General features: G+C 62.4%; 21 protein-coding genes. 11 read left to right on the top strand and 10 right to left on the bottom strand.

The features are described 5' to 3' along the window. Positions 1 to 66: 66 nt before the first annotated feature. Positions 67 to 564 carry a (2Fe-2S)-binding protein gene (locus EOA19_RS14525; RefSeq protein ID WP_128303998.1) on the bottom strand — a complete coding sequence of 166 codons (498 nt, stop codon included), beginning with the start codon at positions 562 to 564 and terminating at the stop codon, positions 67 to 69. A gap of 264 nt (positions 565 to 828) precedes the next feature. Between EOA19_RS14525 and EOA19_RS14520 the strand changes: the two genes are divergently transcribed. Continuing rightward, complete coding sequence (locus EOA19_RS14520) at positions 829 to 2,013, top strand: FIST signal transduction protein (protein ID WP_050592709.1); 1,185 nt, start codon at positions 829 to 831, stop codon at positions 2,011 to 2,013. 14 nt (positions 2,014 to 2,027) lie between these two features. After that, on the top strand, positions 2,028 to 3,368 hold the full coding sequence (locus tag EOA19_RS14515) for a hybrid sensor histidine kinase/response regulator (RefSeq protein ID WP_023812224.1): 1,341 nt from the start codon (positions 2,028 to 2,030) through the stop codon (positions 3,366 to 3,368). Between the two features lie 256 nt (positions 3,369 to 3,624). Here EOA19_RS14515 and EOA19_RS14510 read toward each other — a convergent pair whose 3' ends face one another. The 3 genes from EOA19_RS14510 to EOA19_RS14500 all read right to left on the bottom strand — a co-directional run bounded on the left by EOA19_RS14510 (position 3,625) and on the right by EOA19_RS14500 (position 7,658). Continuing rightward, positions 3,625 to 4,848 carry a PAN domain-containing protein gene (locus EOA19_RS14510; protein WP_206638037.1) on the bottom strand — a complete coding sequence of 408 codons (1,224 nt, stop codon included), beginning with the start codon at positions 4,846 to 4,848 and terminating at the stop codon, positions 3,625 to 3,627. Continuing rightward, a complete protein-coding gene (locus tag EOA19_RS14505; protein ID WP_127291593.1) occupies positions 4,832 to 6,487 on the bottom strand; it encodes an ABC transporter permease in 1,656 nt (551 codons plus the stop codon). The genes EOA19_RS14510 and EOA19_RS14505 overlap by 17 nt, the downstream gene beginning before the upstream one ends. 487 nt (positions 6,488 to 6,974) lie before the next feature. Continuing rightward, on the bottom strand, positions 6,975 to 7,658 hold the full coding sequence (locus EOA19_RS14500) for a response regulator transcription factor (RefSeq protein ID WP_023812226.1): 684 nt from the start codon (positions 7,656 to 7,658) through the stop codon (positions 6,975 to 6,977). 175 nt (positions 7,659 to 7,833) lie between these two features. Here EOA19_RS14500 and EOA19_RS14495 point away from each other — a divergent pair, with 175 nt between their 5' ends. Genes EOA19_RS14495 through EOA19_RS14485 form a run of 3 tightly spaced genes read left to right on the top strand, consistent with a single transcriptional unit; the run spans position 7,834 to position 9,647 of the window. Further along, complete coding sequence (locus tag EOA19_RS14495; RefSeq protein WP_128303997.1) at positions 7,834 to 8,529, top strand: fumarylacetoacetate hydrolase family protein; 696 nt, start codon at positions 7,834 to 7,836, stop codon at positions 8,527 to 8,529. A 4-nt stretch (positions 8,530 to 8,533) separates the two neighbouring features. Next, on the top strand, positions 8,534 to 9,184 hold the full coding sequence (gene maiA / locus EOA19_RS14490; RefSeq protein WP_128303996.1) for a maleylacetoacetate isomerase: 651 nt from the start codon (positions 8,534 to 8,536) through the stop codon (positions 9,182 to 9,184). Next, a complete protein-coding gene (locus EOA19_RS14485) occupies positions 9,174 to 9,647 on the top strand; it encodes a DUF4262 domain-containing protein (protein ID WP_128303995.1) in 474 nt (157 codons plus the stop codon). Before maiA ends, EOA19_RS14485 begins: the two co-directional genes overlap by 11 nt. Positions 9,648 to 9,649: 2 nt before the next feature. Here the strand turns inward: EOA19_RS14485 and EOA19_RS14480 are convergent, their stop codons facing one another. After that, a complete protein-coding gene (locus tag EOA19_RS14480; RefSeq protein ID WP_128303994.1) occupies positions 9,650 to 10,891 on the bottom strand; it encodes an MFS transporter in 1,242 nt (413 codons plus the stop codon). A 99-nt stretch (positions 10,892 to 10,990) separates the two neighbouring features. Between EOA19_RS14480 and EOA19_RS14475 the strand changes: the two genes are divergently transcribed. Together EOA19_RS14475 and EOA19_RS14470 are read left to right on the top strand one after the other, a co-directional pair. Continuing rightward, complete coding sequence (locus EOA19_RS14475) at positions 10,991 to 11,452, top strand: helix-turn-helix domain-containing protein (protein ID WP_023812232.1); 462 nt, start codon at positions 10,991 to 10,993, stop codon at positions 11,450 to 11,452. A gap of 98 nt (positions 11,453 to 11,550) precedes the next feature. Beyond that, a complete protein-coding gene (locus EOA19_RS14470; RefSeq protein ID WP_023812233.1) occupies positions 11,551 to 12,591 on the top strand; it encodes a zinc-dependent alcohol dehydrogenase family protein in 1,041 nt (346 codons plus the stop codon). A gap of 18 nt (positions 12,592 to 12,609) precedes the next feature. Here EOA19_RS14470 and EOA19_RS14465 read toward each other — a convergent pair whose 3' ends face one another. Beyond that, positions 12,610 to 13,500: a DMT family transporter gene (locus tag EOA19_RS14465; protein WP_023812234.1), complete on the bottom strand. Its 891-nt coding sequence runs from the start codon at positions 13,498 to 13,500 to the stop codon at positions 12,610 to 12,612. Positions 13,501 to 13,604: 104 nt separating this feature from the next. Here EOA19_RS14465 and EOA19_RS14460 point away from each other — a divergent pair, with 104 nt between their 5' ends. After that, positions 13,605 to 15,008 carry a PLP-dependent aminotransferase family protein gene (locus EOA19_RS14460; protein WP_023812235.1) on the top strand — a complete coding sequence of 468 codons (1,404 nt, stop codon included), beginning with the start codon at positions 13,605 to 13,607 and terminating at the stop codon, positions 15,006 to 15,008. 232 nt (positions 15,009 to 15,240) lie between these two features. Beyond that, on the top strand, positions 15,241 to 16,437 hold the full coding sequence (cml, locus tag EOA19_RS14455; protein WP_023812236.1) for a CmlA/FloR family chloramphenicol efflux MFS transporter: 1,197 nt from the start codon (positions 15,241 to 15,243) through the stop codon (positions 16,435 to 16,437). A 49-nt stretch (positions 16,438 to 16,486) separates the two neighbouring features. Here cml and EOA19_RS14450 read toward each other — a convergent pair whose 3' ends face one another. Further along, the gene (locus EOA19_RS14450; RefSeq protein WP_023812237.1) at positions 16,487 to 17,380 is read right to left on the bottom strand and encodes a LysR family transcriptional regulator; all 894 of its coding nucleotides are present in this window, start codon (positions 17,378 to 17,380) and stop codon (positions 16,487 to 16,489) included. Positions 17,381 to 17,507: 127 nt separating this feature from the next. On the opposite strand from EOA19_RS14450, the gene EOA19_RS14445 reads away from it, so the two are divergent. Beyond that, entirely contained in the window at positions 17,508 to 18,980 is a 1,473-nt protein-coding gene (locus tag EOA19_RS14445; protein ID WP_023812238.1) for an MFS transporter, read from the top strand. 25 nt (positions 18,981 to 19,005) lie between these two features. Here EOA19_RS14445 and EOA19_RS14440 read toward each other — a convergent pair whose 3' ends face one another. The 3 genes from EOA19_RS14440 to EOA19_RS14430 all read right to left on the bottom strand — a co-directional run bounded on the left by EOA19_RS14440 (position 19,006) and on the right by EOA19_RS14430 (position 21,530). Then, positions 19,006 to 19,503, bottom strand: a complete 498-nt coding sequence (locus EOA19_RS14440) for a MaoC family dehydratase (RefSeq protein ID WP_128303993.1) — start codon at positions 19,501 to 19,503, stop codon at positions 19,006 to 19,008. Between the two features lie 192 nt (positions 19,504 to 19,695). After that, positions 19,696 to 20,124, bottom strand: coding sequence for a phasin family protein (locus EOA19_RS14435; RefSeq protein WP_128303992.1), 429 nt, complete (start codon positions 20,122 to 20,124; stop codon positions 19,696 to 19,698). Positions 20,125 to 20,234: 110 nt separating this feature from the next. Beyond that, a complete protein-coding gene (locus tag EOA19_RS14430) occupies positions 20,235 to 21,530 on the bottom strand; it encodes a DUF445 domain-containing protein (protein WP_128303991.1) in 1,296 nt (431 codons plus the stop codon). Between the two features lie 276 nt (positions 21,531 to 21,806). On the opposite strand from EOA19_RS14430, the gene rirA reads away from it, so the two are divergent. After that, on the top strand, positions 21,807 to 22,268 hold the full coding sequence (gene rirA, locus EOA19_RS14425; protein ID WP_023812242.1) for an iron-responsive transcriptional regulator RirA: 462 nt from the start codon (positions 21,807 to 21,809) through the stop codon (positions 22,266 to 22,268). Positions 22,269 to 22,289: the final 21 nt, after the last annotated feature.

Genomic DNA, 22,289 nt, shown 5'->3' with positions numbered 1-22,289 from the left:
AAGAGGCCTCGTTGCGTTGGCCTTTTTGCCCTACTCCCCTACTGCCCTACTCCCTTATTCCCTTGCCTAAGCAGCTTGTTTCGCCTTACCCTTCGACCCCTTCATCGTCGTCGATGCGGCGAGAATCGCCTTGACGATGTTGTGGTAGCCGGTGCAGCGGCAGATGTTGCCGTCGAGCTCGGCGCGCACCGTCGCCTCGTCGAGCCCTTCGGGGTGGCGGCTGATCATGTCGGTCGCCGTCATGATCATGCCCGGCGTGCAGAAGCCGCACTGCAGCCCGTGATGTTCCTTGAAGGCGGCCTGCACCGGATGCAGGTCGGTGCCATTGGCCAGGCCCTCGATCGTCAACACGGTGGAGCCGGAGGCCTGCACCGCAAGCATCGTACAGGATTTGACCGCCTTGCCATCAACGTGGACGACGCAGGCACCGCATTGCGAGGTGTCGCAACCGACATGCGTGCCGGTAAGACCGAGATTTTCCCGTAGGAAGTGAACCAGAAGTGTTCGGTCCTCGGCAGCACCGCTGACCCGCTTTCCGTTCACCATCAACGAAACGTCCGACATGGTCCCTCCCTGGGTATCAACCTTGGTATCCACGCTGCCGACGCGGTATTCGCGCTTCGGTGGTGCATTATTCGTACACCGCACATCGGACAAAAAACAGCACGTCGCAAACGCGGAACATTGTACTTTCGGTCATGGCCGCGCCCAAACATGCGGTGCCGGTGGCCCCATTGCCAAACCGCCGATTGAAGGCAACAATGTCGGTCGACGCCCGCGCGCCAGAAGCATTTAAAAACAGCCGCGCACAAAAAAGCGTCGGAGGAAATGCGGAGAACATCGCTGGCCAATTCACAGACGCGCTATGCATGCGGCCTGTCGGCGCTCACCACGGACGAGCCCGACATGGAGGCGTTCGCCAAGGCGATCGCACTGGAAGCAGCCGCCATCGACGCAGGCTTTGCCCTGCTGTTCTTTTCCCAGAGCCTGGTCGAAGCCAGCGCCCTTTCCCAGGCGCTCATGACCCACGCACCGGCGCTCCACCACGCCGGCTGTTCGACTGCCGGCGAGATCACGCCGCAAGGTCTCGAGGATGGTCATGTGCTGGCCATGCTGCTTCCGTCCACCGCGTTCACCGCCGTTAGCGTGATGGTCGAAAATCTGTCCTCGTCGGGTATGGACAGGATCACCGGCGAGGTGGAGACCCTGCGGCGATCGCTGCGCGCGCGCCTCGGTTGCGATCGGACCAAAGGCACTTTCGCGCTCTGCTTCATCGACGGGCTCTCTTATGCCGAAGAAGCGGTGAGTTCAGCCATCCACTGGGGCCTCGATGACATACCGCTGCTTGGCGGCTCCGCCGGCGACGATCTGAAATTCGAGACGACGCGCCTGATCTCGAACGGCAAGGTCACCTCCGACAGCGCTATCATCGTGCTGATATCGACCGAAATTCCCTTCCATGTCTTCAAGACCGACAACTTCGTTCCCACCGATGAAAAACTGGTGGTGACGGCTTCCGATCCCGATCACCGCATCGTGCGCGAATTCAACGCCACCAATGCAGCGCAGGAATATGCCGCGTCCGTCGGCATCGTCGCGCAGATGCTGACGCCACTGAGCTTCGCCTCGCATCCCGTGGTGGTGAAGGTGGGCGGCCAATATTATTGCCGATCGATCCAGAAGATGCATGCCGACGGCTCGCTGTCGTTCTTCTGCGCCATAGACGATGGCGTCGTGCTGTCGATCGCCCAACCAAAGGACATGGTCGAATCGACGCGCGCCGCCCTGCGCGATGTCGAGGAGAGGCTTGGCGGCATCGACATGATCCTCGGCTTCGACTGCGTGCTGCGCCGGCTCGACGCGCGCAATCGGCAGGTGTTTCGCGAGATTTCGGAACTCTACCGGGTCAACAATGTCATCGGCTTCGGCACCTATGGCGAACAGTACCGGTCGATGCATCTGAATCAGACTTTTACCGGCATCGCCTTCGGCGAGCGCCAGGCGGCGGAATAGGACGGCGCAACAAGATGCCGCTGAGGGACATAAACGATCTTGAAAAGCTGAAGAAGATCAACGCGGCACTGGTCAGCCGCGTCGAGCGCTCTATGGACCAGCAAGGCAACGCCTTTTCGCTGTTCCAGACCGCGATTTCGCTGGAAAACCGGGTGCGCACCCGCACCGAGGAACTGCACTCGACCTTGCGCCGGCTGGAGCAGTCGAACATCGACCTCAGCGCCGCCAAGGAAAACGCCGAACTGGCGAACCTGTCGAAAACCCGTTTCCTCGCCGCTGCCAGCCACGACGTGCTGCAGCCGCTGAACGCGGCCCATCTCTCGGTTTCGGCCCTCGCCGAAGTTCAGACCAGCGACGAGGGCAAGAAACTGGTGCGGCAGGTCGAGCGCTCGCTGGAGACGATGGAGGATCTGCTTAGAACGCTGCTCGACATCTCAAAGCTCGATGCCGGCGTGGTGCAGCCCGACATAAGCGATGTCAGCCTGGAGGCGCTGTTCTCGTCGCTCCGCTCGGATTTCCTGCCGGTGGCGGAGATGAAAGGCCTGTCGCTGAAATTCCGGCCGGTCCATGCCGTCGTCCGCTCCGACCGCACGCTGCTGCGCCGTATCCTGCAGAACATTCTCTCCAACGCGCTGGGCTATACACGCTCGGGCGGCGTGCTTGTCGGCACCAGGCATCGCGGCGACACCATCCGCATCGACGTCGCCGATACGGGCTGCGGCATTCCCGACGACCAGCGCGAGGCGGTGTTCGAGGAGTTCCACCGCGGCACCTCGCCGGCCAATGCCGAACTGGACGGTGGCGGTCTCGGGCTCGGGCTCGCCATCGTGCGCCGCATGGCCAGCGCGCTCGGTCATCCCGTGACATTCTCGTCGAAGGTCGGACGCGGCACGATCTTCCACATCGATGTTCCCGTCGGCATCGGCGCGCCAGCCGATGCCATCGCCAGCGTTGCCGACATGGAACGGCCGCGCGGCTATGGCCTGTTCGGCACCAAGGTGCTGCTGGTCGAGAACGATATCGAAGTGCTGCAGGCCATGACCTTCCTGCTCGAACGCTGGCAATGCCTGGTGCGGGCCGCGACCTCGACCGACGATGCGCTCGACATGCTTGGCGACACCGACTGGGTGCCCGACATCGTCATTGCCGACCAGCATCTCGACGGCGGCGATCTCGGCACCACGACCATCGCCGAAGTCCGCGACTATCTCGGCCGCGCCGTGCCGGCGCTGATCGTCACCGCCGACAGTTCGGAAGCGGTCGCCAAAGCCGCCCGCTCCGGCGGCATCGAACTGATGCGCAAGCCGCTGAAGCCGGCACAGCTAAGGGCGCTGCTGGCACATTTGCTGGCTTAGGGGCCTACCTTACTCTTAATTCTGCGCTGTCACCGTAATGCCACTCTGTCCGACCGGCGCCAACGTCGTTCCACGACAGCGTTGAACGACCCCGGCTATTCGCTGAGCATCGCTGTCTATATGAATGAGTGTTCTGGCTGTTTGGATTTTACGGATCGACCGTTTGCAAAAGACTGTCCATGCGGTTCGAATAGGCCATGGGCTCAGGCTTGCCCCATCGGTCTCGCTCGGCACATGATGTCGGGCCGGTGCCAATTCAACTGCGGGTGGCTTTAACGCCCGACGCCACGCCCTTGAAGGGAGACGATGATGTCACGGTGTCGAGCATGGCGCACATCTTGTTCGGACCGTCAAAATTGAAGCCTAGACATCTCTGATCAGCGGCGCAGGCCACTACGCAGTCGGCATAGTTGCTCCGCACATTCGCGTAAGCGCCCCCAACGACTACTGTGTCCTTGGCGAAAACGAGGCTAGAGTACTGGAGATTCGCCTTGATGGATCCCTTCGCCGCCATCACTGCATCAGGGCTCCTAACCAGAATCGACCCATTATTTTTCATGAAACAGGCGGCGTGCTTCTTATCATAGGTGAGTGCTAGGCAGCGGCGATCTGCTTCGCATTGGGCCTGACACTGTTCAAGCGAGACATTCCAAGCGGGCATACCCGGCAGATCGTTTCCGATCGCGTCCCATCCGTCCTGCAGGGAGAATGCTTCGGCCGCTGCTGCTGCTTCTTTCCGCTCAGGGCCCATGTCGAAATCGCCTGGCGCGAAATTGGCCTCGTCGAGCCAGAGACAACGGCTGGCGAGTTCTCGTGCCGAATTGTCGTCAAGGCCCACCGATGCGAGTGTCTCGCTCGACGACACCGGTGCCTGCGGCGTCGATGTAGGTGAGGGTCTGTTGACGAGGCTTACCTGAACCTCGACCCCGGTGTTTGCCAGCCTCCGCGTGTAGCACCAAGCTGTATCCCAAGTTGGATTTTTCTCACTCTCAAAATGATGACCGGACTCGAGTTGCCAAGTGCTGCCAGCATAAGGCACTTTGCGATTGGCGAACTTTACGAAATCGAACGTATCTGGATTGGCTGGGTCTGCGGGCGGCGGCGTCGGCTGCTCGATTGACGGCGACTTCGGCTTATCTGTCTTTCCCTCTTCGGCGATTGTCTCTTCACCCGAAATTCTGTCTTCTGATTTCTTCGTCTCCTTTGGTAGGTTCTCGTTCGGGTTTGACGGTTGGTTTTGGGCGACCGGGGGCTCCGGTTGGATCACAGTAGGATCGCGATCAAAGACCAGCCATACACCCACGCCGATACCAATAGCGGCCAAGGCGATGGCAGCGCCGCTAGCCATTCGCCGAAATGCATTGGCACGAACGATCTTGTCGTGCGCATCTGCTTCTGCCTGCAGAGTTGGAATAGCCGACCGTTTGATCTGTAGATCAATCGCTTGTTCGAGCAACTTGGTGTTATGTCGTACGAGCACGTCTACTACCCCGTTTCGCCCCAGTCACCGACTTGTCGAAATCCAATTGCAGCTCACCTTCAAGGTCTTTCGCTATTTGGCCGTACTGCCCTTTTGCAGAAACCCTCACTAGGTCGACTACTTCCGGGGGTAATTCGCGATCCAACGCCCGGCGTAACGCATCCGGGTCGTCAGTGAGGACGGGAACATAGAGAATTTCCTTGACGATCTTTTCGACTTCGACCGGAACCTCGACGCGCCTTTCGACTTCTCTGTCCACCGGGACCTGCACGGGTACCTTGCGGACACGGCGCCACCGCCAGCTTAACAGCATTCGGCGTAACAAACGCGAGAGTTTGCTATCACGCTGAACTTCGGGCTGTGCGCCGATGCGTTGCAGGGCCAGCGCGACCATCGCCGTGATCGGCCCCGCCAATGCGGCGACGAACGCAAGCGAGGCGAACCAGATCGTCGACACCGTGCCGGCCTGAGGCTCTGTGACGTCTTCTGGCTTTACCCCATACCAGCGAGCTGCCAGCCTACGAATCTGATCGTTGCGAGCGACTGGGAGGCGCTCTGTTTCCAGGCGGCTGAGTTCCGTAGCGATCGCCTCTTGCCGCTGCTGATTCTTGGCGAGCGTCTCCGACTTGCGAGCTGCGGCTTCCTGAGCGGTCGCTAGCGCAGTACGTGCCTCGTCAAGCTTACGATCCCAATCGGCCGCGGTGCCATCATAGAGCTTCTCCAGATCGTTGCGCCTAGCCTCAAGGCGCTGTTTGTCTTGGAGAGTCATCGGAGGACTATCTTTCCGCAGCCTCTCATATTCCGCGCGGGCCGCCGCGACTGCGGGCTCCAACTCAGCCAATTTCGGCGCGAATTCGGCCTCTTTTTTAAGCCGCGGATTAGTCAACTTGTTCAGCCCTTCTTCGTTGCGCTGCACTGATGCAAGGTCGCCCGTTTCGCGCGCGCTCTTTATGCGATCCACGTAGCTATCCCGCTGTCGCTCGAACTGCTCCACGGCGTCCTTGATCTCTCGATCGCGCCGTTCCACCAGCGCGCTAAGCGCAGCTTGTTTCTCCTCGATAAATTCTTTGGTTCGCGCCGCCGCTGGTGAAAGGGTGGTTGCGGCCTGCAGCTCTTCGTCAACCTCAGTTATTCGTGCACGCAATTTGTCGCGCTCGGTGTCAGCCAATCCACCGAGCTGCTCCAGATCGCTTCGAGCTTTTGCCTCGTCGTCAGTGTTTCGCAAGCTTTCGGCTACTGCCTTGAGATTTTCGAGTTCTTGCTGGAGTCCTTTAGTTTGGTTGGCGAAATTGGCATATTGGACCTCGCGCATTGTACTGGCTCGCTCCAATCCGAGAAGGACTGTCTCAAAAGTGATGCCGGCCAATACAAGTAGAAACGCCAGGATAACAGGTTTCCAAAACCATGAGGCGCCGAACAAAAGCGTGGCGATTGGGATTTTCGTCAGCTCAGCAATCGCGATCATAAAGAACGGGGCGCTTGCAAGGACAAGGTCCATTGAGTCCGCTGCCTCATTGGCAACAAAGCCGCGGTAACTCAGAGCGACGCCGGTTGTTAGACCGATGATCGCCGCAACGATTTCAAGTGCCCACGCACCGCGATACGTCCACTGGCCATAGCTCGCCAGTTTCTGGCTCATTGCCGTGTGCATATGCAATCCCCACCCTTTGCCCAGCCCATCTTGACATGCAACGCTGGCGATTGCAGCAAAATTTGCCTGTGGATACAGCGTAACTTGGAACAAGGTGAATAACCGGCGAGCCGGTGACAATGAATTTATTGAGTCTGCTAGACCGATTTATTCGGGTGGTGCCTAATCTCGGCAGTGGCAATTGTGATGCCGCAAACAGCGTTGCCGATCACATCGGTGAGGCGCTTCGGGCCTTTGGATTCGGGCTTTTTATTTCCTTTCGCACACAAACGATGCGCTCGAGAGTTTCTGCGTCGGACATCGGCTTTGCTAGTTCGGCTCGTAGCGCCTCGGCGGCCTCCTCACATAGCTCTTACTCTCATAACCAGTGTTGGAATTACTGTGACAGTGCACTTTTTCTCTAGTCCGCACGGCCACCGATGTGAGAGCGCCCCCGCTCCACGGGTTGACCCTCGCTATGCGAGGGAGGCGAGGTTCAAAACCCCGCCTGATCGCGAAACAGCTCGGCATTGTCCAGCTTCGAAACCTCGATCACCGCCTGCGTGCGGCTGTAGACATTGAGCTTGCGCAATATCTCCGAGACATGCGCTTTCACGGTGGTCTCTCCCACCTGCAGCTCGTAGGCGATCTGCTTGTTGAGCAGGCCCTGGCGCAGCATCTGCAGCACGCGCAGTTGCTGGGGCGTCAGCGTCGACAGGCGCTGCACCATGTCGGCGCGGTCGACGCTTTCAGCGTCGGGTGTGCGGCCTTCATAAGTTTCCGGCACATAGATCGCGCCTTCCATCACCGAGCGTATGGCGGCGGCGAGGTCGCTCTTGCGCGCCGATTTCGGGATGAAGCCGGCGACACCATAGGACAGCGCCTCGGAAATGATCTTCGGCTCCTCATAGCCCGAGACGATGACCACCGGCAGGCGCGGATAGCGGGTCCGGAGCTGCAGCAGGCCTTCAAAGCCATGCACGTCGGGCATGTTGAGGTCGAGCAGCGCGAGATCGAACGGCTTGGCGCCGGCCAGAAGGTCCAGCGCCTCGGTGATCGAGCGCGCCTCCACGGTGTCGACTTCCGGGTAGGCCATCTGCACGGCGCTGTGCAGCGCCTCGCGAAACAGCGGGTGATCGTCGATGATCAGGAACCGGGCGCGATCGTGGGTTGCGGTCATAGGGGTTCATTTCAGTTCGTGGGCGATTAGAATAGCCTCGTCAGCATGGCCAGATTATTGCCAAATAGTATATCGCCATCTCCGGCGGAAAGTGCCGCCGGCACTTTCTCGACCAAATCGCCTTGTCCAAGCCCCCAAATCGGTCGAATGTTCCGGCAACCAAGCAGAGACCCACATGACAGAATTCGTCCTTCCCTTGCCCGCAACCGCATCGGTGGCCATTGCGGGCTCGTCCGATCGTTTCGCGGTGCGCCGTATCTACTGCGTCGGCCGCAACTACGCGGCGCATGCCCGCGAATTCGGCAATGACGAGCGTGATCCGCCCTTCTTCTTTACCAAGCCGGCCGACGCGGTGGTCGATTCCGGCACCGCTATCCCCTACCCGCCGCTGACGGCCGATCTACACCACGAGATCGAATTGGTGGCTGCGATCGGCAAAGCCGGCTTCCGCATTGCCCGCGACAAGGCGCTGGACCACGTCTGGGGCTACGGCGTCGGCATCGACCTCACTCGCCGCGATCTGCAGGACGAGGCCAAGAAGGCCGCCCGTCCGTGGGACTGGTCGAAGGCCTTCGACCGCTCCGCGCCTTGCGGCCCGCTGGTGCAAGCGCAGGAATCCGGCCACCCACGGAAGGGCCGCATCTGGCTCGCCGTCAACGGCAAGGTCAGGCAGGATGCCGACCTCGCTGAACTGATCTGGCCGATATCGGATATCGTGTCGATCTGCAGCGAGGCGATGGAGCTCGAGCCCGGCGACCTGATCTTCACCGGTACGCCGGCAGGCGTCGGCGCGGTTGGCCCCGGCGACACGATGACCGGCGGCGTGGACGGCATCGGGACCATCGAAGTGACCATCGGCCAGCCGAAGTGAGGCCATGAGCGAACTCGTCCTGCACAATTACTACCGCTCCTCCACCTCCTATCGGGTGCGGATCGCGCTGGAGATGAAGGGGCTGAGCTACGACTACGTCCCGCATCATCTGCGCCATGGCGAGCATCTGGAGCCCGCCTATCTCGCGGTGAATCCGCAAGGGTTGGTGCCGGCGCTGGTGCTCGGCGACGGCACGCTGCTGACGCAATCGCTGGCGATCATCGAATTCCTCGACGAGACCAGCCCGGAACCACCGCTGCTGCCGAAGGACCCGGCCGGCCGGGCACGCGTGAGAATGCTGGCGCAGATGATCGCCTGCGACATCCACCCGGTGAACAATCTGCGCGTGCTGACCTCGCTGCGCACGCTGTTCGGCGCCGGCGACGAAGACATCGCCAACTGGTTCCGCCATTGGGTGAACGAGGGCTTTCAGCCGCTTGAAAAGATCATGGCGTCGGCGGCGGAGAGGGGTACATTCTGCCATGGCGACGCGCCGGGCCTGGCCGACATCTGCCTCGCCGCGCAGATTGCCAGCAACGCCCGCTTCGGCGTCGACTTGACCCCCTACCCGACGATCGCGCGCATCAATGCCGCCTGCATGGCGCTGCCGGCCTTCCAGAAAGCCGCGCCCCGGAACCAGATCGATGCCGAGTAGAAAAGCCACCGACCCAGGTGAAGCCAAGGCGCTGGCCGATATAGAGGCTTATGGCTGCCACATCTTGCATGTGCTGGAGGAAGGCGACGATCCGCCTTTCACCTATTCGGTTGGAGTAGAGCACAACTTCAAGGCGCCGGAACTCATCGTCATCGGCCTGAAGCCGGAAATCTCCCAGTTCATCATCAACGAGTATTGCAGCCGCGTCCGCTCCGGCGAGGTTTTCCAACCAGGGCAGCGATCGTCCGGTTTTATCGAAGGTTTCGACTGTCAATTCGGCGCCGTTCATATCGAACACTATCGCGAGCATTTCGGCTGGGACCTCTGGTTCTACGACGGCCTGGATTTCGGTGTTCTCCAGCTGATCTATCCCACTGTGGACGGCATCTGGCCGTGGCAGGCCGAGGCGAGCGACTGGTTCCGAGCCTGGCAGCCGCTTCTCGACACCGCGCCGTGGCCATAGGCTTATCTGCCGACGCGCAGCGTCAACGCCCAGAACAGCAGCGCCAACAGGCCGATGCCGGCGCCAAGCACACAGACGCCATTCCAGCCCATTGCACCATAAGCCATGGTCGAGGCGATGGAGCCCAGGGCGCTGCCGACCGAGTAGAAGATCATGTAGCCGCCAACCAGTCGGCTGCGCGCATCCGGCCGCCGGGCGAAGATCAGGCTCTGGTTGGTGACGTGGACGGCCTGGATCGCCAGATCCAGCATGACTATGCCGGCGACGAGCAACCACAGAGACATGCCCATGAAGGCGATCGGCAGCCAGGCCGCCATCATCAGCAGCAGGCTGAGGCCGGTGACCAACTGGCCGCATCCACGATCGACGAGGCCGCCGGTCCAGCGCGCACCGAGCGCGCCGGCGACGCCCGCAAGGCCGAAAAGCCCGATCTCGGTATGCGAAAGTGAAAATGGCGCGACGCTCAACGGCAGTACCAGCGGCGCCCACAGCACGTTGAAGCTGGCGAAGATCAGCATGGCCAGCACCGCCCGCACGCGCAGCAGCGGCTCCTGCGCGAACAGCAGCAGCACCGAAGCGAGCAGGCGTGGATAGGATGTGCGTGGCCGCTCCGCCTCGTGGCGCGGCAGGATCAGGTAGAGAACCATCGCCATGACGAGCGTCAACATGGCCGAGACAAGATAAACCCAGCGCCAGCCGGCGAAATCGGCGACGACCCCCGAAGCGAAGCGGGCAAGCAGGATGCCCAGGATGACGCCGCTGGTGACGGTGCCGACCGCCCGCCCCCGCTCCGATGCTACAGCGAGGTCCGCAGCGAAGGCGACCAGCACCTGCACCACCACCGCCAGCAGCCCGACGACCGCGAGGCTCGCCAGCAGCATCGCCGCGTTGGGCGCGATCCCGACCGCCACCAGCGCCACGGCAGACAGAATCGCCTGCCCGGCAATCAGCTTGCGGCGATCGAACAGGTCGCCCAGCGGCACGATGAAGAACAGGCCGAGCCCATAGCCGATCTGCGTGACCGTCACCACGATGCCGACCGAGGCCGGCGCGATAGCAAAATCATGCGCTATGGCGTCGAGCAGCGGATGAGCGAAATAGATATTGGCGACGCTCAGGCCGCAGGCGATGGCGAAGATCAGCGCGGTCAATCGTGACAATCCCGTAGGCGGCGGCGCCACCCGATGCGGCCCATCGGATTGCTCGAGGCTTGTTGCACCGCTGTTCGCCACCTGCATGTTCATGTCTCTCTCCACAAAAGGTTTCAACTTGAAACCTCTTGCTGGATAGGCGGAACAGTTTTATGTTGCAACCGAAATTAGAGCATTGGACCAACGACTGCCATGGTGAAACGAACGAGCCACCACGAAGCGGATTGCTTCATAGCGCGACCACTGGACGCGATTGGCGACTGGTGGTCGCTGCTCATCGTGCGTGACGCCTTCGACGGCTTGCGGCGCTTCGGCGAATTCCAGAAGAGCCTCGGCGTCGCCAAGAACATCCTGTCGTCGCGGCTGCGCAATCTTGTCGCGCATGGCATCCTCGAAACGGTCCCGGCGCCCGACGGCAGCGCGCATCATGAATATGTGCTGACGCAAAAGGGACGCGGCCTGTTCTATGTCCTGGTTGCCCTGCGGCAATGGGGCGAGACCTACTTCGCCGGACCGGGCGAACCCTATACCTTCATGGTCGACAATCTCACCAGCCGGCCGATCAAGCGACTGGAAGTACATGCCGAGGACGGGCGGCAGCTTGCCCCCGGCGAAACCCGGCTTGCCGACTTTCGCAACCGCGGAACCGGTTAAGAGCTGCTGCCTGCCAACAGGCCAGGCGGAATCGATTTCTGCTCGACCAGACAGGGAATCGGCTATCGTTTCCTGCAGCACAGAGGGTGGAGTGACCGATGAAAGCCGTCGTCTTCGAGAAATTCGGCGAAGCGCCGAGGATCCAGACCGTTCCTGATCCGAAGCCGGCCGCTGATGGCGTCGTCATCAAGGTCGAGGCGACCGGTCTTTGCCGCAGCGACTGGCATGGCTGGATGGGTCATGACGACGGCATCACGCTGCCGCATGTGCCGGGCCACGAGCTGGCCGGCGTCGTTGTTGCCGCCGGCAAGCAGGTCACCCGCTGGAAAGCCGGCGAGCGCGTCACCGTGCCGTTCGCCGTCGGCTGCGGCCGCTGCTTCGAGTGCAATTCGGGCAATCACCAGGTCTGCGAACACCAGACACAGCCTGGCTTCACCGGCTGGGGCTCGTTCGCCGAATATGTCGCCATCGAACACGCCGATACCAATCTCGTGCGCTTGCCCGACGAGATGGAATTCGCCACCGCCGCCAGCCTCGGCTGCCGCTTCGTCACCTCGTTTCGAGCCATCGTCGACCAGGGCCGGGTGAAGCCGGGCGAATGGGTCGCGGTGCATGGCTGCGGCGGCGTCGGCCTGTCGGCGATCATGATCGCCAGTTCAATGGGCGCCAATGTCATCGCCATCGATCTCACCGACGAGAAACTGGATTTCGCCAAAAAGATCGGCGCCGTCGCCACCATCAATGCATCCACGACACCGAACGTGGTCAAGGCGGTCAAGCAGATCACCAATGGCGGCGCGCACATGTCGATGGACGCGCTCGGCCACCCCACCACCTCGTTCAATTCGATATCCAATCTGCGCCGGCGCGGCCGCCATGTGCAGGTCGGCCTGATGCTGGGCGAGCATGCCCGGCCGCAGGTGCCGATGGACAAGGTGATCGCCTTTGAACTCGAAATCCTCGGCAGCCACGGCATGCAGGCCTACCGCTACCAGGCGATGATGGACATGATCCGCAACGGCAAGCTGAAGCCCGAACTGCTGGTCGGCAAGAGGATCAGCCTCGACGAGGCGCCCGCGGCCCTGATGGCGATGGGCGGCTTCGAGGGCATTGGTATTGGGGTGGTCACGAAGTTTTAGGCGAGGACGGTACCGTCGTCAGGCGATCGCGCGTCGTGGCAATTCCTGCTTCGCGAATCGCTTGGCGCCGACGACGCAAAGCACGACGCCAAGCGTGACGACCACCATCAGCGGGCTGACCTGCTCGTGCAGCAGCGTCGCTGCCAGTGCCAGTCCGAAAAATGGCTGCAGCAGCTGCAACTGCCCGACCGCGGCGATGCCGCCTTGCGCCAGCCCGCGATACCAGAACACGAAGCCGATCAGCATGCTGAACAGCGAGACATAGGCAAGCCCTATCCACGCACTGACGCCGACGCCGTCGAACGACGGCGGCATGGTCATCAGCGTCAGCACCAGCATGATCGGCAGCGACAGCACCAGCGCCCAGCAGATCACTTGCCAGCCGCCAAGCTTGCGTGACAGCGCGGCACCCTCGGCATAGCCCAGACCGCAGGCGATGATGGCGGCCAGCATCAAACCATCACCCACCGGCGAGGCCGTCACGCCCTGCGTCAGGGCAAAACCCGCGACCAGCGCGCTGCCGATGCATGAAAACAGCCAGAACGCCGGGCGCGGCCGATCGCCGCCGCGCAGCACGCCGAAAATCGCAGTGGCCAGCGGCAGCAGGCCGACGAAGATGATGGAATGGGCCGTGGTGACGTGCTTGAGCGCCAGTGCGGTCAGCAAGGGAAAGCCGACCACCACGCCAAGCGCGACGATCACCAGCGACAGCAGGTCGCCGCGCTCCGGACGCTTTTGCCGAAACAGGAGCAGCAGTGCCAGGCCAAGCAGTCCGGCAATCGCCGCTCGGGCCGAAGTCAGGAATGTCGGATCGAAATCCCTGACCGCCACGCGCGTTGCCGGCAGCGAGCCGCTGAAGATCAACACGCCGATGAATCCATTCATCCAGCCGCTCGCGGTCTTGTCCATCGTATGCTCCGTTTGTCGGCTCCGTATCGCGCGGAGCCGGTAGTATCGCCAGAGACAATGCGGTACAATTACACACAACTGTCATGCTTAGAAGAGCAGTACGGATGGACAAACAGACAACAGGAAGCGAGAGCAGCGGAACGCTGGTCGAAGGCGTCATGGCGACGATCCGCCAGCGGATCGCGGCGCGCAGCCTGACGCCGGGAGCGCAATTGCCGTCGATCCGCACCTTTGCCAAATCCATGCGAGTGTCCAAATCCACCGTGGTCGAAGCCTATGAGCGGCTCGCCGCCGAAGGTGCGATCCGCTCGCGGCCGGGCTCCGGATTCTATGCCGCCGGATCGCTGGCGCCGCTGTCGCTGGCCGAGATTGGTCCTCGCCTCGACCGCGCGGTCGACCCCCTCTGGATCTCACGCCAGTCCCTGGAGGCCGGCGACGACATGCTGAAACCCGGCTGCGGCTGGCTGCCGGCCTCGTGGATGCCGCAGGCAGGTCTGCGCCGGGCACTGCGCACGGTAGCGCGTGCCGACGATATCGCACTGGTCGATTACGGCACGCCGCTCGGCCTGCCACCGCTGCGGCAATTGCTGGCGCGGCGTATGGCCGGGCACGGCATCGAGGCCTCTCCCGGGCAGATCATGCTGACGGAATCAGGCACGCAGGCCATCGACCTGTTGTGCCGGTTCCTGATCGAGCCGGGCGACACCGTGCTGGTCGACGACCCCTGCTACTTCAACTTCCACGCTCTGTTGCGCGCCCACCGGGCCAAGGTCGTCAGTGTCCCCTACACGCCGTCGGGGCCGGATATCGATCTATTCGCGCAAGCGTTGGCCGAGCACCGGCCGCGCCTCTACATCACCAATTCCGCCATCCACAACCCGACCGGCGCGGTGCTGTCGCCAGTCACCGCCCATCGGCTGCTCAAGCTCGCCGACCAATCGGATCTGACCATCGTCGAAGACGACATCTTCGCCGATTTCGAACATGCGCCCGCCCCGAGGCTGGCGGCGTTCGATGGTCTCAACCGCGTTGTCCACATCGGCAGCTTCTCCAAAACGCTTTCGGCGTCGGTTCGCTGCGGCTTCATCGCTGCACCGCGCGACTGGATCGAGCCCCTGACCGACCTCAAGATCGCCACTACCTTCGGCGGCGGCCGGCTCGCGGCCGAACTGGTGCTGACGCTGCTCAAGGACGGCAGCTACCGCAAGCATATGGATTTGCTGCGCGCGAAGCTTGCCCGCGCCATGGGCGAGACCAGCGTTCGTCTGAAGGCGATCGGTATCTCACCCTGGATCGACCAGCCGGCCGGCCTGTTCCTGTGGTGCAGCCTGCCGGATGGCGTCGATGCGGCTGAAGTGGCCCGCCGCGCTTTGGCCGACAACATCGTGCTGGCGCCCGGCAACGCGTTCAGCCTGTCTGGAACGGCCAGCCGCTTCCTGCGCTTCAACGTCGCCCAATGCACGGACGAGCGGATTTTCACGGTGATCGAAGCTGCGATGGCGCGTTGATGCCCATCAAGCTGATCCTGTTGCCTGGGCAACCTTCGGCTGCTAGGGAACCGCGAGCGCACTCGAGAGAATGTCCGCGCAATCATTCCGGGATAGTGGTTATGGGAACCAGCAAGTCAGCAGACAAGTAGGCCGCAACAGCAGTTCGTTGTTGCGGCGGCCCGTCATTTCCCATTTTCAGTGAGAACGGCAGATCGCCGCCAAATGTAGCCATTTGAGCGGATGTTCAATCATGCCTTGTCCAAAAAACCCGACATGGACCACTTCCCTGCCAGCAGCCATGGTGCTGATGGCGCCCTTCGACATCCTGGCCTCGCTGGCCATGGATATCTACCTCCCGATCGTCCCGGCGATGCCGGGAATCCTCAAGACATCGCCTGATGTCATCCAGCTGACGCTGAGCCTCTACATGATCTGTCTTGGGCTCGGCCAAATCGTCTTCGGCCCGATTTCCGACAGGATCGGCAGGCGTCCGGTGCTGATCGGCGGCGCGCTTTTATTTGCAGGCGCTTCCGGCCTGCTCGCCTGCACCTCGCTGGCCATGGTGTTCGTCGCCTTGCGGGTCGTGCAGGCCATCGGTGCATCCGCCATTCTCGTTGCGACCTTTGCAACGGTTCGCGACGTTTATGCGCAGAGGCCTGAAAGTGCCGTCATCTACGGCCTGTTCAGTTCGATGCTGGCCTTCGTGCCGGCGTTGGGGCCGGTTGCCGGTGCATTGATCGCCGACAATCTCGGCTGGCGCGCGATCTTCCTGACGCTCGGCGGTCTGGCGGTAGCCGCCACCCTCAACGCATGGCCGAGATGGCATGAAACACGGCCCACCAATGGCAACGACAGGCGAATGGCGTTTCGTCCCATTCTCTCCAGCTTAGCCTTCTGGACCTATACGCTCGGCTTCAGCGCCGCCATGGGAGCCTTCTTCGTGTTCTTTTCGACAGCGCCACGGGTGCTCATGGATCGCGCCGGCTTTTCACAACTCGGTTTCAGCCTTGCCTTTGCCACCGCGGCACTGGTCATGATCGTGACCACCCGCTTCGCCAAAAGGTTCATTGCACACTGGGACATCGCGGGCAGCGTCGCGCGCGGCATGGCGATGTTGCTGCTCGGCGCGGCACTGCTGGCATTCGGACAGGTATTCGCGGCACCGTCCTTCGTCACATTCGTCGGCCCGATGTGGGTCATCGCCGTGGGCATCGTCTTCACTGTTTCGGTCACCGCGAACGGCGCACTCGAGGCCTTCGGCGATGTCGCGGGAACCGCCGTCGCGCTCTACTTCTGCATCCAGAGCCTTGTCGTCGGCATCCTCGGCACGCTGTTCATCATCCTGCTTGATGGAGACACGGCGTGGCCGCTGGTGGGCTACTGTTCGGTCATGGCGACGCTCACACTAAGCGCGCTGAGATATTTGCGGAAACGCCAAACCGAATAAACGGGACAGATGAGAAGCCTGGGCGATTGGCGCAGGCTTCTCATCGTTGTCAGCGAGACGCCGCGCAGATCTCCCGCACGCAGTCGCGCAGCCAGCGTTGCGCCGGATCGGCATCCAGGCGCGGGTGCCACAGCATGGAGATGGTGACCCCAGCCGTGGCAACAGGCAGGGCAAAACTGTGCATGCCGACGCGTGCGCCCTCGGTGTGCCGCTCCGGAACGCTGGCGATCAGGTCTGATGTGCGGGCCATGGCAAGGGCTGCCGAGAACCCGGACACCATGCACACGATTGTCCGCTGCAGCCCGAGCCGGTTCAAAGCCTCGTCGATCGGCCCTTTCTCGCGGCCACGCCGTGAAACGCTGATGTGCCGGCCTGCGGCATAGCGCTCTGGCGTCACCGTGCCCTCGCTCAACGGATGGCCCATTCGCACGGCGCCGATGAAGCGGTCGCGAAGCAATGCCTGGATGCGCACCTCCGGTCCGGTCTCGCCAGCGACGCCTATGTCCAGGTCGATCGCCACATCGCGCAGCGACATGACGTCTCCATCGGACTTCGGTGCAAAGCGGAGCCGCACGCCGGGCGCATCGGCCTGGATACGGGCAACGAGACGAGGGGCGAACTCTTCGACGAAGCTCTCATTGGTGCGCAGCGTGAAGACCCTGTCCAGGCTCGGGAGATCGAGCAAGGTGGCAGGACGCAGCAGCGCCTCCGCATCCTGGACGACACGACCAGCCTGTTGTCGCAGTTCTTCCGCACGCGGCGTCGCCACCAAGCCGCGACCGGAGCGAACCAGCAGCGGATCGCCCGTCGCCTGGCGCAGCCGCGCCAGCGTCCGACTCATCGCCGAGGGGCTGAGGCGCAGGCGGTTGGCGGCGCGCGCCACGCTGCCTTCGGTCAGCAGGACGTCGAGAGCGAACAGCAGATTGAGATCGGGCGATGTCATCGGCGGATCATGGCATGATATGGCGCCAAACGCACGAGTAAGATGCAAACGCTGCGCCTTCCGCCACATCTACCAAGGGACTAGATCTCCAGCAGTTCCGGTTATGGACTGATGGAAGGGGATCGCCGTGGCAATTGCCGAGCAAAATCTGGACGGGCGCGCATCGGCGCCGCCACGGATGCAATCCGCCCGCTGGGCGCTGGCAAGCCTGTCGCTCGCCACGCTGCTGTCGTCGTTGGGAACCAGCATTGCCAGCGTCGGGCTACCGTCGCTGATGCAGGATTTCGACGCGACGTTCCAGTCCGTGCAATGGGTGGTTCTGGCCTATCTGCTCGCCATCACCACACTGATCGTCAGCGCCGGACGGCTGGCCGACATGTTCGGGCGCAGGCCGTTGCTGCTTGGCGGCATCGCGCTGTTCACATCGGCATCGGTGCTCTGCGGCCTGGCGCCGACACTCTGGCTGCTGATTGCCGCACGCGCCGTGCAGGGACTTGGCGCGGCGCTGATGATGGCGCTGACGCTGGCCTTTGTCGCCGAAACCGTGACCAAAGACAGAATTGGCAGCGCCATGGGCCTGCTCGGCGCCATGTCCGCGATCGGCACGACACTTGGCCCTTCGCTCGGCGGCCTTTTGATCGCCGGCTTCGGCTGGCGAGCGATCTTCCTCGTCAATGTCCCGCTGGGTGTGCTCACCTTCGCTCTCGCCTGGCGTGCCCTGCCGGCACACAGCAAGACAGCGCAGCAGGTCGACCGAGGCACGTTCGATGTCGTGGGCACCGCCTTGCTGGCCTTGACGCTGGCCGCCTATGCACTGGCCATGACGTTTGGCCGAGGCAATTTCGGCGCACTCAACATCAGCCTGCTGATAGCTGCCGGCATCGGCGTGTTTCTCTTCGCCGCCGCGCAGGCGAGAGTGAAAAACCCCTTGATCCAGCTTGCCAGCTTCCGCGACCTCCAACTGAGCGCCAGTCTCGCCATGAGCCTCGTCGTCGCCACGGTGATGATGGCGACCCTGGTGGTGGCCCCGTTCTACCTGTCGCGAGGACTTGGGCTCGATGCCGCAATGGTCGGCCTCGCGCTGTCGACCGGGCCGCTCGTCTCGACCTTGTCGGCGCTGGTGGCCGGACGCCTGGCCGACCGCTTCGGCGCCCACAGGATGATGGTCGCAGGCCTGCTCAGCCTCGCGACAGGCACGTTCCTGCTGTCGCTCGCCGTGACCAGACTCGGCATTGCCGGCTATGTCGTTGCGATCACCGTCACCTGCATCGGCTATGCCCTGTTCCAGACATCCAACAATGCAGCCGTCATGACCGGTGTCGGCGCCGGCCAGCGCGGCGTCGTTTCCGGCCTGCTCAACCTTTCGCGCAATCTCGGGCTGATCACCGGCGCATCGGTGATGGGCGCCATATTCGCCGTCGCATCGGCCAAAGGGCAGGAAGGCATTGGACTTCTGAGTTCCGAGGCCGCAGCACGGGGAATGCAGGTCACATTTCAGACGGCCACGGTGCTGGCGCTGGCTGCACTGTTCCTCGCACTGCTCTCGGCCCGCGCCGAGTTCAAGCGGCAGAGGCTGGTGGAAGTATCACAAGACCTCTGATTTTGCGCTCCAGGTGAACAGCCTCTCACGCCCCTGCCCGCTTGCGGCGTTCATAAAGCATGACCAGCGTTTCGGCCATCAAAGCAGGCTTTTCCTCGCCTTCGATCTCGACCGTGTTGGCGGCCTTCATCAGATACTGGCCGGGGCCCCTGTCCTCCATGGACAGCAGCGTGATGCGCAGTCTGATGCGGGCACCGACCTTGACCGGTGCCAGGAAGCGTACCTTGTCGAAGCCATAATTGAAGGCGGCCTGCGTACTCTCGGGCACGATGCCCATGCCGAGCGCCAGTGCGCCGATGATCGACAGCGTCAGATAGCCATGCGCGATCGTCGTGCGGAACGGGCTTTGCCGCCGCGCCCTTTCAGGGTCGACATGAATCCATTGATGGTCGCCGGTGCATTCAGCGAACTGGTCGATGCGGTTCTGGTCGACCGTCGTCCACTCCGACACGCCGAGTTCCAGCCCGGCCATCGTCCTCAACTGCTCGTAGGTAGGCGGCGTTTTAGGCCGTATTTCGTTCATTCCTGGTTTCCCGATCGCTTCCAGAGCCTCCGGACCACGAACTGACGGCCTCTGTCAATTCGCTCTGCGCGAATCCGTTCCGTCGATTTCGGCCGCAATCGTGCCACGCCGCCGGCGCAGTCGCAGGTCAAATCGGGCTTTCCGGGCTTCAGGGCGCTGTCGGCAGCAATGAGCCGGCCCCGGCCACATCCGCTACTTCTTCTCGTAGCCGGCGCGGATTTCCTCCATCGCCTCCTTGATGCGGGTGCGCAGGATGTCGACCGATTCGGCACCGGATTTCTTGACCAGTTCAGCCACTTCGCCCGCATTCTTCAACGCGGCCTCGAAGGACTTCCTGGCAAACTCCCTCCGTTTGGCCATCAGTTCCTGCGGATTGCCCGGCGCCCTGTAGCTTTGCGCGATATCGGTGACCTCGCGCAGCGTATCCTGCAGCATCTCGCGCTGCCGGGACAACAGCGAGGTGGCGCCGGCGGCACCGGCTCGTGCCGATTTCTCCAGCGCTTCGATGTTCTTGCGATGATGGGCGAGGATCGCCTCGACATCGACATTGGGCACCTTCAGGTCGCGGCCGAACCTGCCGAACATGTCCATGAAAGAATCGGATTCCGGTTGTTTTGCCATGCTCGTTTGCTCCCCTTTGCCGCATGATGCGGGCACCCTCGGCGGGAGAATAGCACTCGCATGCCGCGAGTCCATGAACGCGGAGGAATGAGCGCCAATCGGGCCGCGCATCAATTCACGAGGAACAGCCGCTCGGCCACATAGAGCACGACACCGGCGAGGCCGCCGATGATCATGCCGTTGAAGCGGATGTATTGCAGGTCCTTGCCGATGTTCATCTCGATCAGCCGCGTCAGCTGGGCAAGGTCCCAGCGCTTGACCTGGTCGGCGATGAATGTCGACACGCCGGCCTTCTGGCTCTCCACGAACGACGCCAGCGCCACCACGAACCCCTGGTTCATGTCGGCCCGGATCTGCGCATCGCCGGCAAGATGGCGGCCGACCTCGACGAACATGTTGGCAAGATGCGCGCGGACAACCGAATTCGGCGCCTTGGCGTCCTGCTCGATGAACTGGCTGAGGCTTGCCCACATGTCGCCGGCCAATCCCCTGACTTCCGGCCGGGCCAGGAAATCGCGCTTCAGCTTCTCGGCACGTTTGGCGTATTGCTTCGATGTCCTCAGCTTTTCGATGAAGCCTTGAGCGAAATGGTCGAATTCGGCGCGCATCGGGTGATCGGGATCGGCCCTCACCTCGTCGAGCAGCGAACCGGCCGAGGCGACGATCTTCTTCAGGAGATAGGCGTCGGCGCGGAACAGGTTGAACAGCGACGGCAGTTCCTCGCGGATCTTCTCGCGCATCGTCGCCAGCGCCTGTTCGTCATTGAGGAACCTGCCGATCACCTTGGTGAACTCGTCGAACAGTTTCTGGTGGCGGCGGTCGTCGGTAAGCGCTGACAACAGCTCGGCGGCCAGCGGCGCCAGCGGCACCTTTTCAATCTGTTCGAGCATGCGGCTGGTGACGAAGCCGCGCAGGCCGGATTGCTCTATCGCCGCCAGCGTCTGCGGCACCAGCCGCACGACGAAGCGCGACAGGCCGGCGGCGCGCTCCGCATCGGCCAGCCAGTCGGCGACGAGTGCCGAGAAATCGACCTCGGCGAGCTTTTCACGCACCGGTTCAGGCGCCAGGAAGTTGACCTCGATGAAGCGGCCGAGATTGTCGGCGATGCGGTTCTGGTTCTCGGGTATGATGGCGGTGTGCGGGATCGGCAGCCCCAGAGGTCGCCTGAACAGCGCCACCACCGCGTACCAGTCGGCCAGCCCGCCGATGGTCGCCGCCTCGGCAAAGGCAGCGACGAAGCCGAGCCACGGGTGGATGTGCTCGAACGATTTGGCGAGCGCAAACACCGCCACGCAAAGCGCCAGCGCGGCGGCCGCGAGGAATTTCGTCCGCCGCAACGCGGAAAGCTTGGCATCCGCTTCGGCATCGAAACGGACCGGCGCCAGGGGCGAAGCCGATTGTGACATGGGTGAGCCGCTCCTCGTCGATCTCAGCCTATTTAGTGTTCCGAGCGCCGAAATACCCGCGACAGCGGGTTTCGTCCGGCATCTTCTCCGGCTGCGCACACAAAGTTGAGGAGAAAATTCATCTATCGCACGAAGCTAGTCTGGAATTATTCCAAGGTATAGGCCATATTCCGCCCGAGCCAATGTGGCGAATCCGGAAATTCGGGTCAAAGCCGCATCAGCAAGAATTTCCAGATCTGGCGTGGTTGCACCGCACCAGTGCCTTGTGAGGACAAAATGCGGCTTACGCGCCAGACCAATTATGCCATGCGCATCTTGATGTATTGCGCGGCCAATGATGACCGATTGAGCCGCATCCCGGAGATCGCGGCCGCGTATTCGGTGTCGGAGCTTTTCCTGTTCAAGATCCTGCAGCCCCTGGTCGAGCACGGCCTTGTCCAGACCGTGCGGGGCAGGAATGGCGGCGTCAAGCTTGGCCGTGCCGCCGAAGCCATCAGCCTGTTCGATGTCGTGCGCGTGACAGAAGAGAGCTTCGCCATGGCCGAATGCTTCGAGAACGATGCCGCCGAATGCCCGCTGGTCGACAGCTGCGCGCTGAACTCGGCGCTGCGCGAGGCGCTGAACGCGTTCTTCGCCGTGCTCGCCCGCTACACGATCGCCGATCTGGTAGCGGCGCGGCCGAATGTGCGCAACCTGCTCGGCATCGACATGTTGGAGCGCCGCGCCCCGGCTGCCTAGCCCAGCCAGGGGCGCGGGCTA

It is taken from the genome of Mesorhizobium sp. M7A.F.Ca.US.010.02.1.1 (genome assembly GCF_004023085.1).
GTDB lineage: Bacteria > Pseudomonadota > Alphaproteobacteria > Rhizobiales > Rhizobiaceae > Mesorhizobium.
Note: the sequence above shows the minus strand (reverse complement) of the source record. Positions and strands in the feature narration are given on the sequence as shown.

Coding starts and splice junctions, on each gene's coding strand:
- EOA19_RS14525 (WP_128303998.1), bottom strand. CDS start 564: ATGTCGGACGTTTCGTTGATGGTGAACGGAAAGCGGGTCAGCGGTGCT.
- EOA19_RS14520 (WP_050592709.1), top strand. CDS start 829: ATGCGGAGAACATCGCTGGCCAATTCACAGACGCGCTATGCATGCGGC.
- EOA19_RS14515 (WP_023812224.1), top strand. CDS start 2,028: ATGCCGCTGAGGGACATAAACGATCTTGAAAAGCTGAAGAAGATCAAC.
- EOA19_RS14505 (WP_127291593.1), bottom strand. CDS start 6,487: ATGAGCCAGAAACTGGCGAGCTATGGCCAGTGGACGTATCGCGGTGCG.
- EOA19_RS14500 (WP_023812226.1), bottom strand. CDS start 7,658: ATGACCGCAACCCACGATCGCGCCCGGTTCCTGATCATCGACGATCAC.
- EOA19_RS14495 (WP_128303997.1), top strand. CDS start 7,834: ATGACAGAATTCGTCCTTCCCTTGCCCGCAACCGCATCGGTGGCCATT.
- maiA (WP_128303996.1), top strand. CDS start 8,534: ATGAGCGAACTCGTCCTGCACAATTACTACCGCTCCTCCACCTCCTAT.
- EOA19_RS14485 (WP_128303995.1), top strand. CDS start 9,174: ATGCCGAGTAGAAAAGCCACCGACCCAGGTGAAGCCAAGGCGCTGGCC.
- EOA19_RS14480 (WP_128303994.1), bottom strand. CDS start 10,891: ATGAACATGCAGGTGGCGAACAGCGGTGCAACAAGCCTCGAGCAATCC.
- EOA19_RS14475 (WP_023812232.1), top strand. CDS start 10,991: ATGGTGAAACGAACGAGCCACCACGAAGCGGATTGCTTCATAGCGCGA.
- EOA19_RS14470 (WP_023812233.1), top strand. CDS start 11,551: ATGAAAGCCGTCGTCTTCGAGAAATTCGGCGAAGCGCCGAGGATCCAG.
- EOA19_RS14465 (WP_023812234.1), bottom strand. CDS start 13,500: ATGGACAAGACCGCGAGCGGCTGGATGAATGGATTCATCGGCGTGTTG.
- EOA19_RS14460 (WP_023812235.1), top strand. CDS start 13,605: ATGGACAAACAGACAACAGGAAGCGAGAGCAGCGGAACGCTGGTCGAA.
- cml (WP_023812236.1), top strand. CDS start 15,241: ATGCCTTGTCCAAAAAACCCGACATGGACCACTTCCCTGCCAGCAGCC.
- EOA19_RS14450 (WP_023812237.1), bottom strand. CDS start 17,380: ATGACATCGCCCGATCTCAATCTGCTGTTCGCTCTCGACGTCCTGCTG.
- EOA19_RS14440 (WP_128303993.1), bottom strand. CDS start 19,503: ATGAACGAAATACGGCCTAAAACGCCGCCTACCTACGAGCAGTTGAGG.
- EOA19_RS14435 (WP_128303992.1), bottom strand. CDS start 20,124: ATGGCAAAACAACCGGAATCCGATTCTTTCATGGACATGTTCGGCAGG.
- EOA19_RS14430 (WP_128303991.1), bottom strand. CDS start 21,530: ATGTCACAATCGGCTTCGCCCCTGGCGCCGGTCCGTTTCGATGCCGAA.
- rirA (WP_023812242.1), top strand. CDS start 21,807: ATGCGGCTTACGCGCCAGACCAATTATGCCATGCGCATCTTGATGTAT.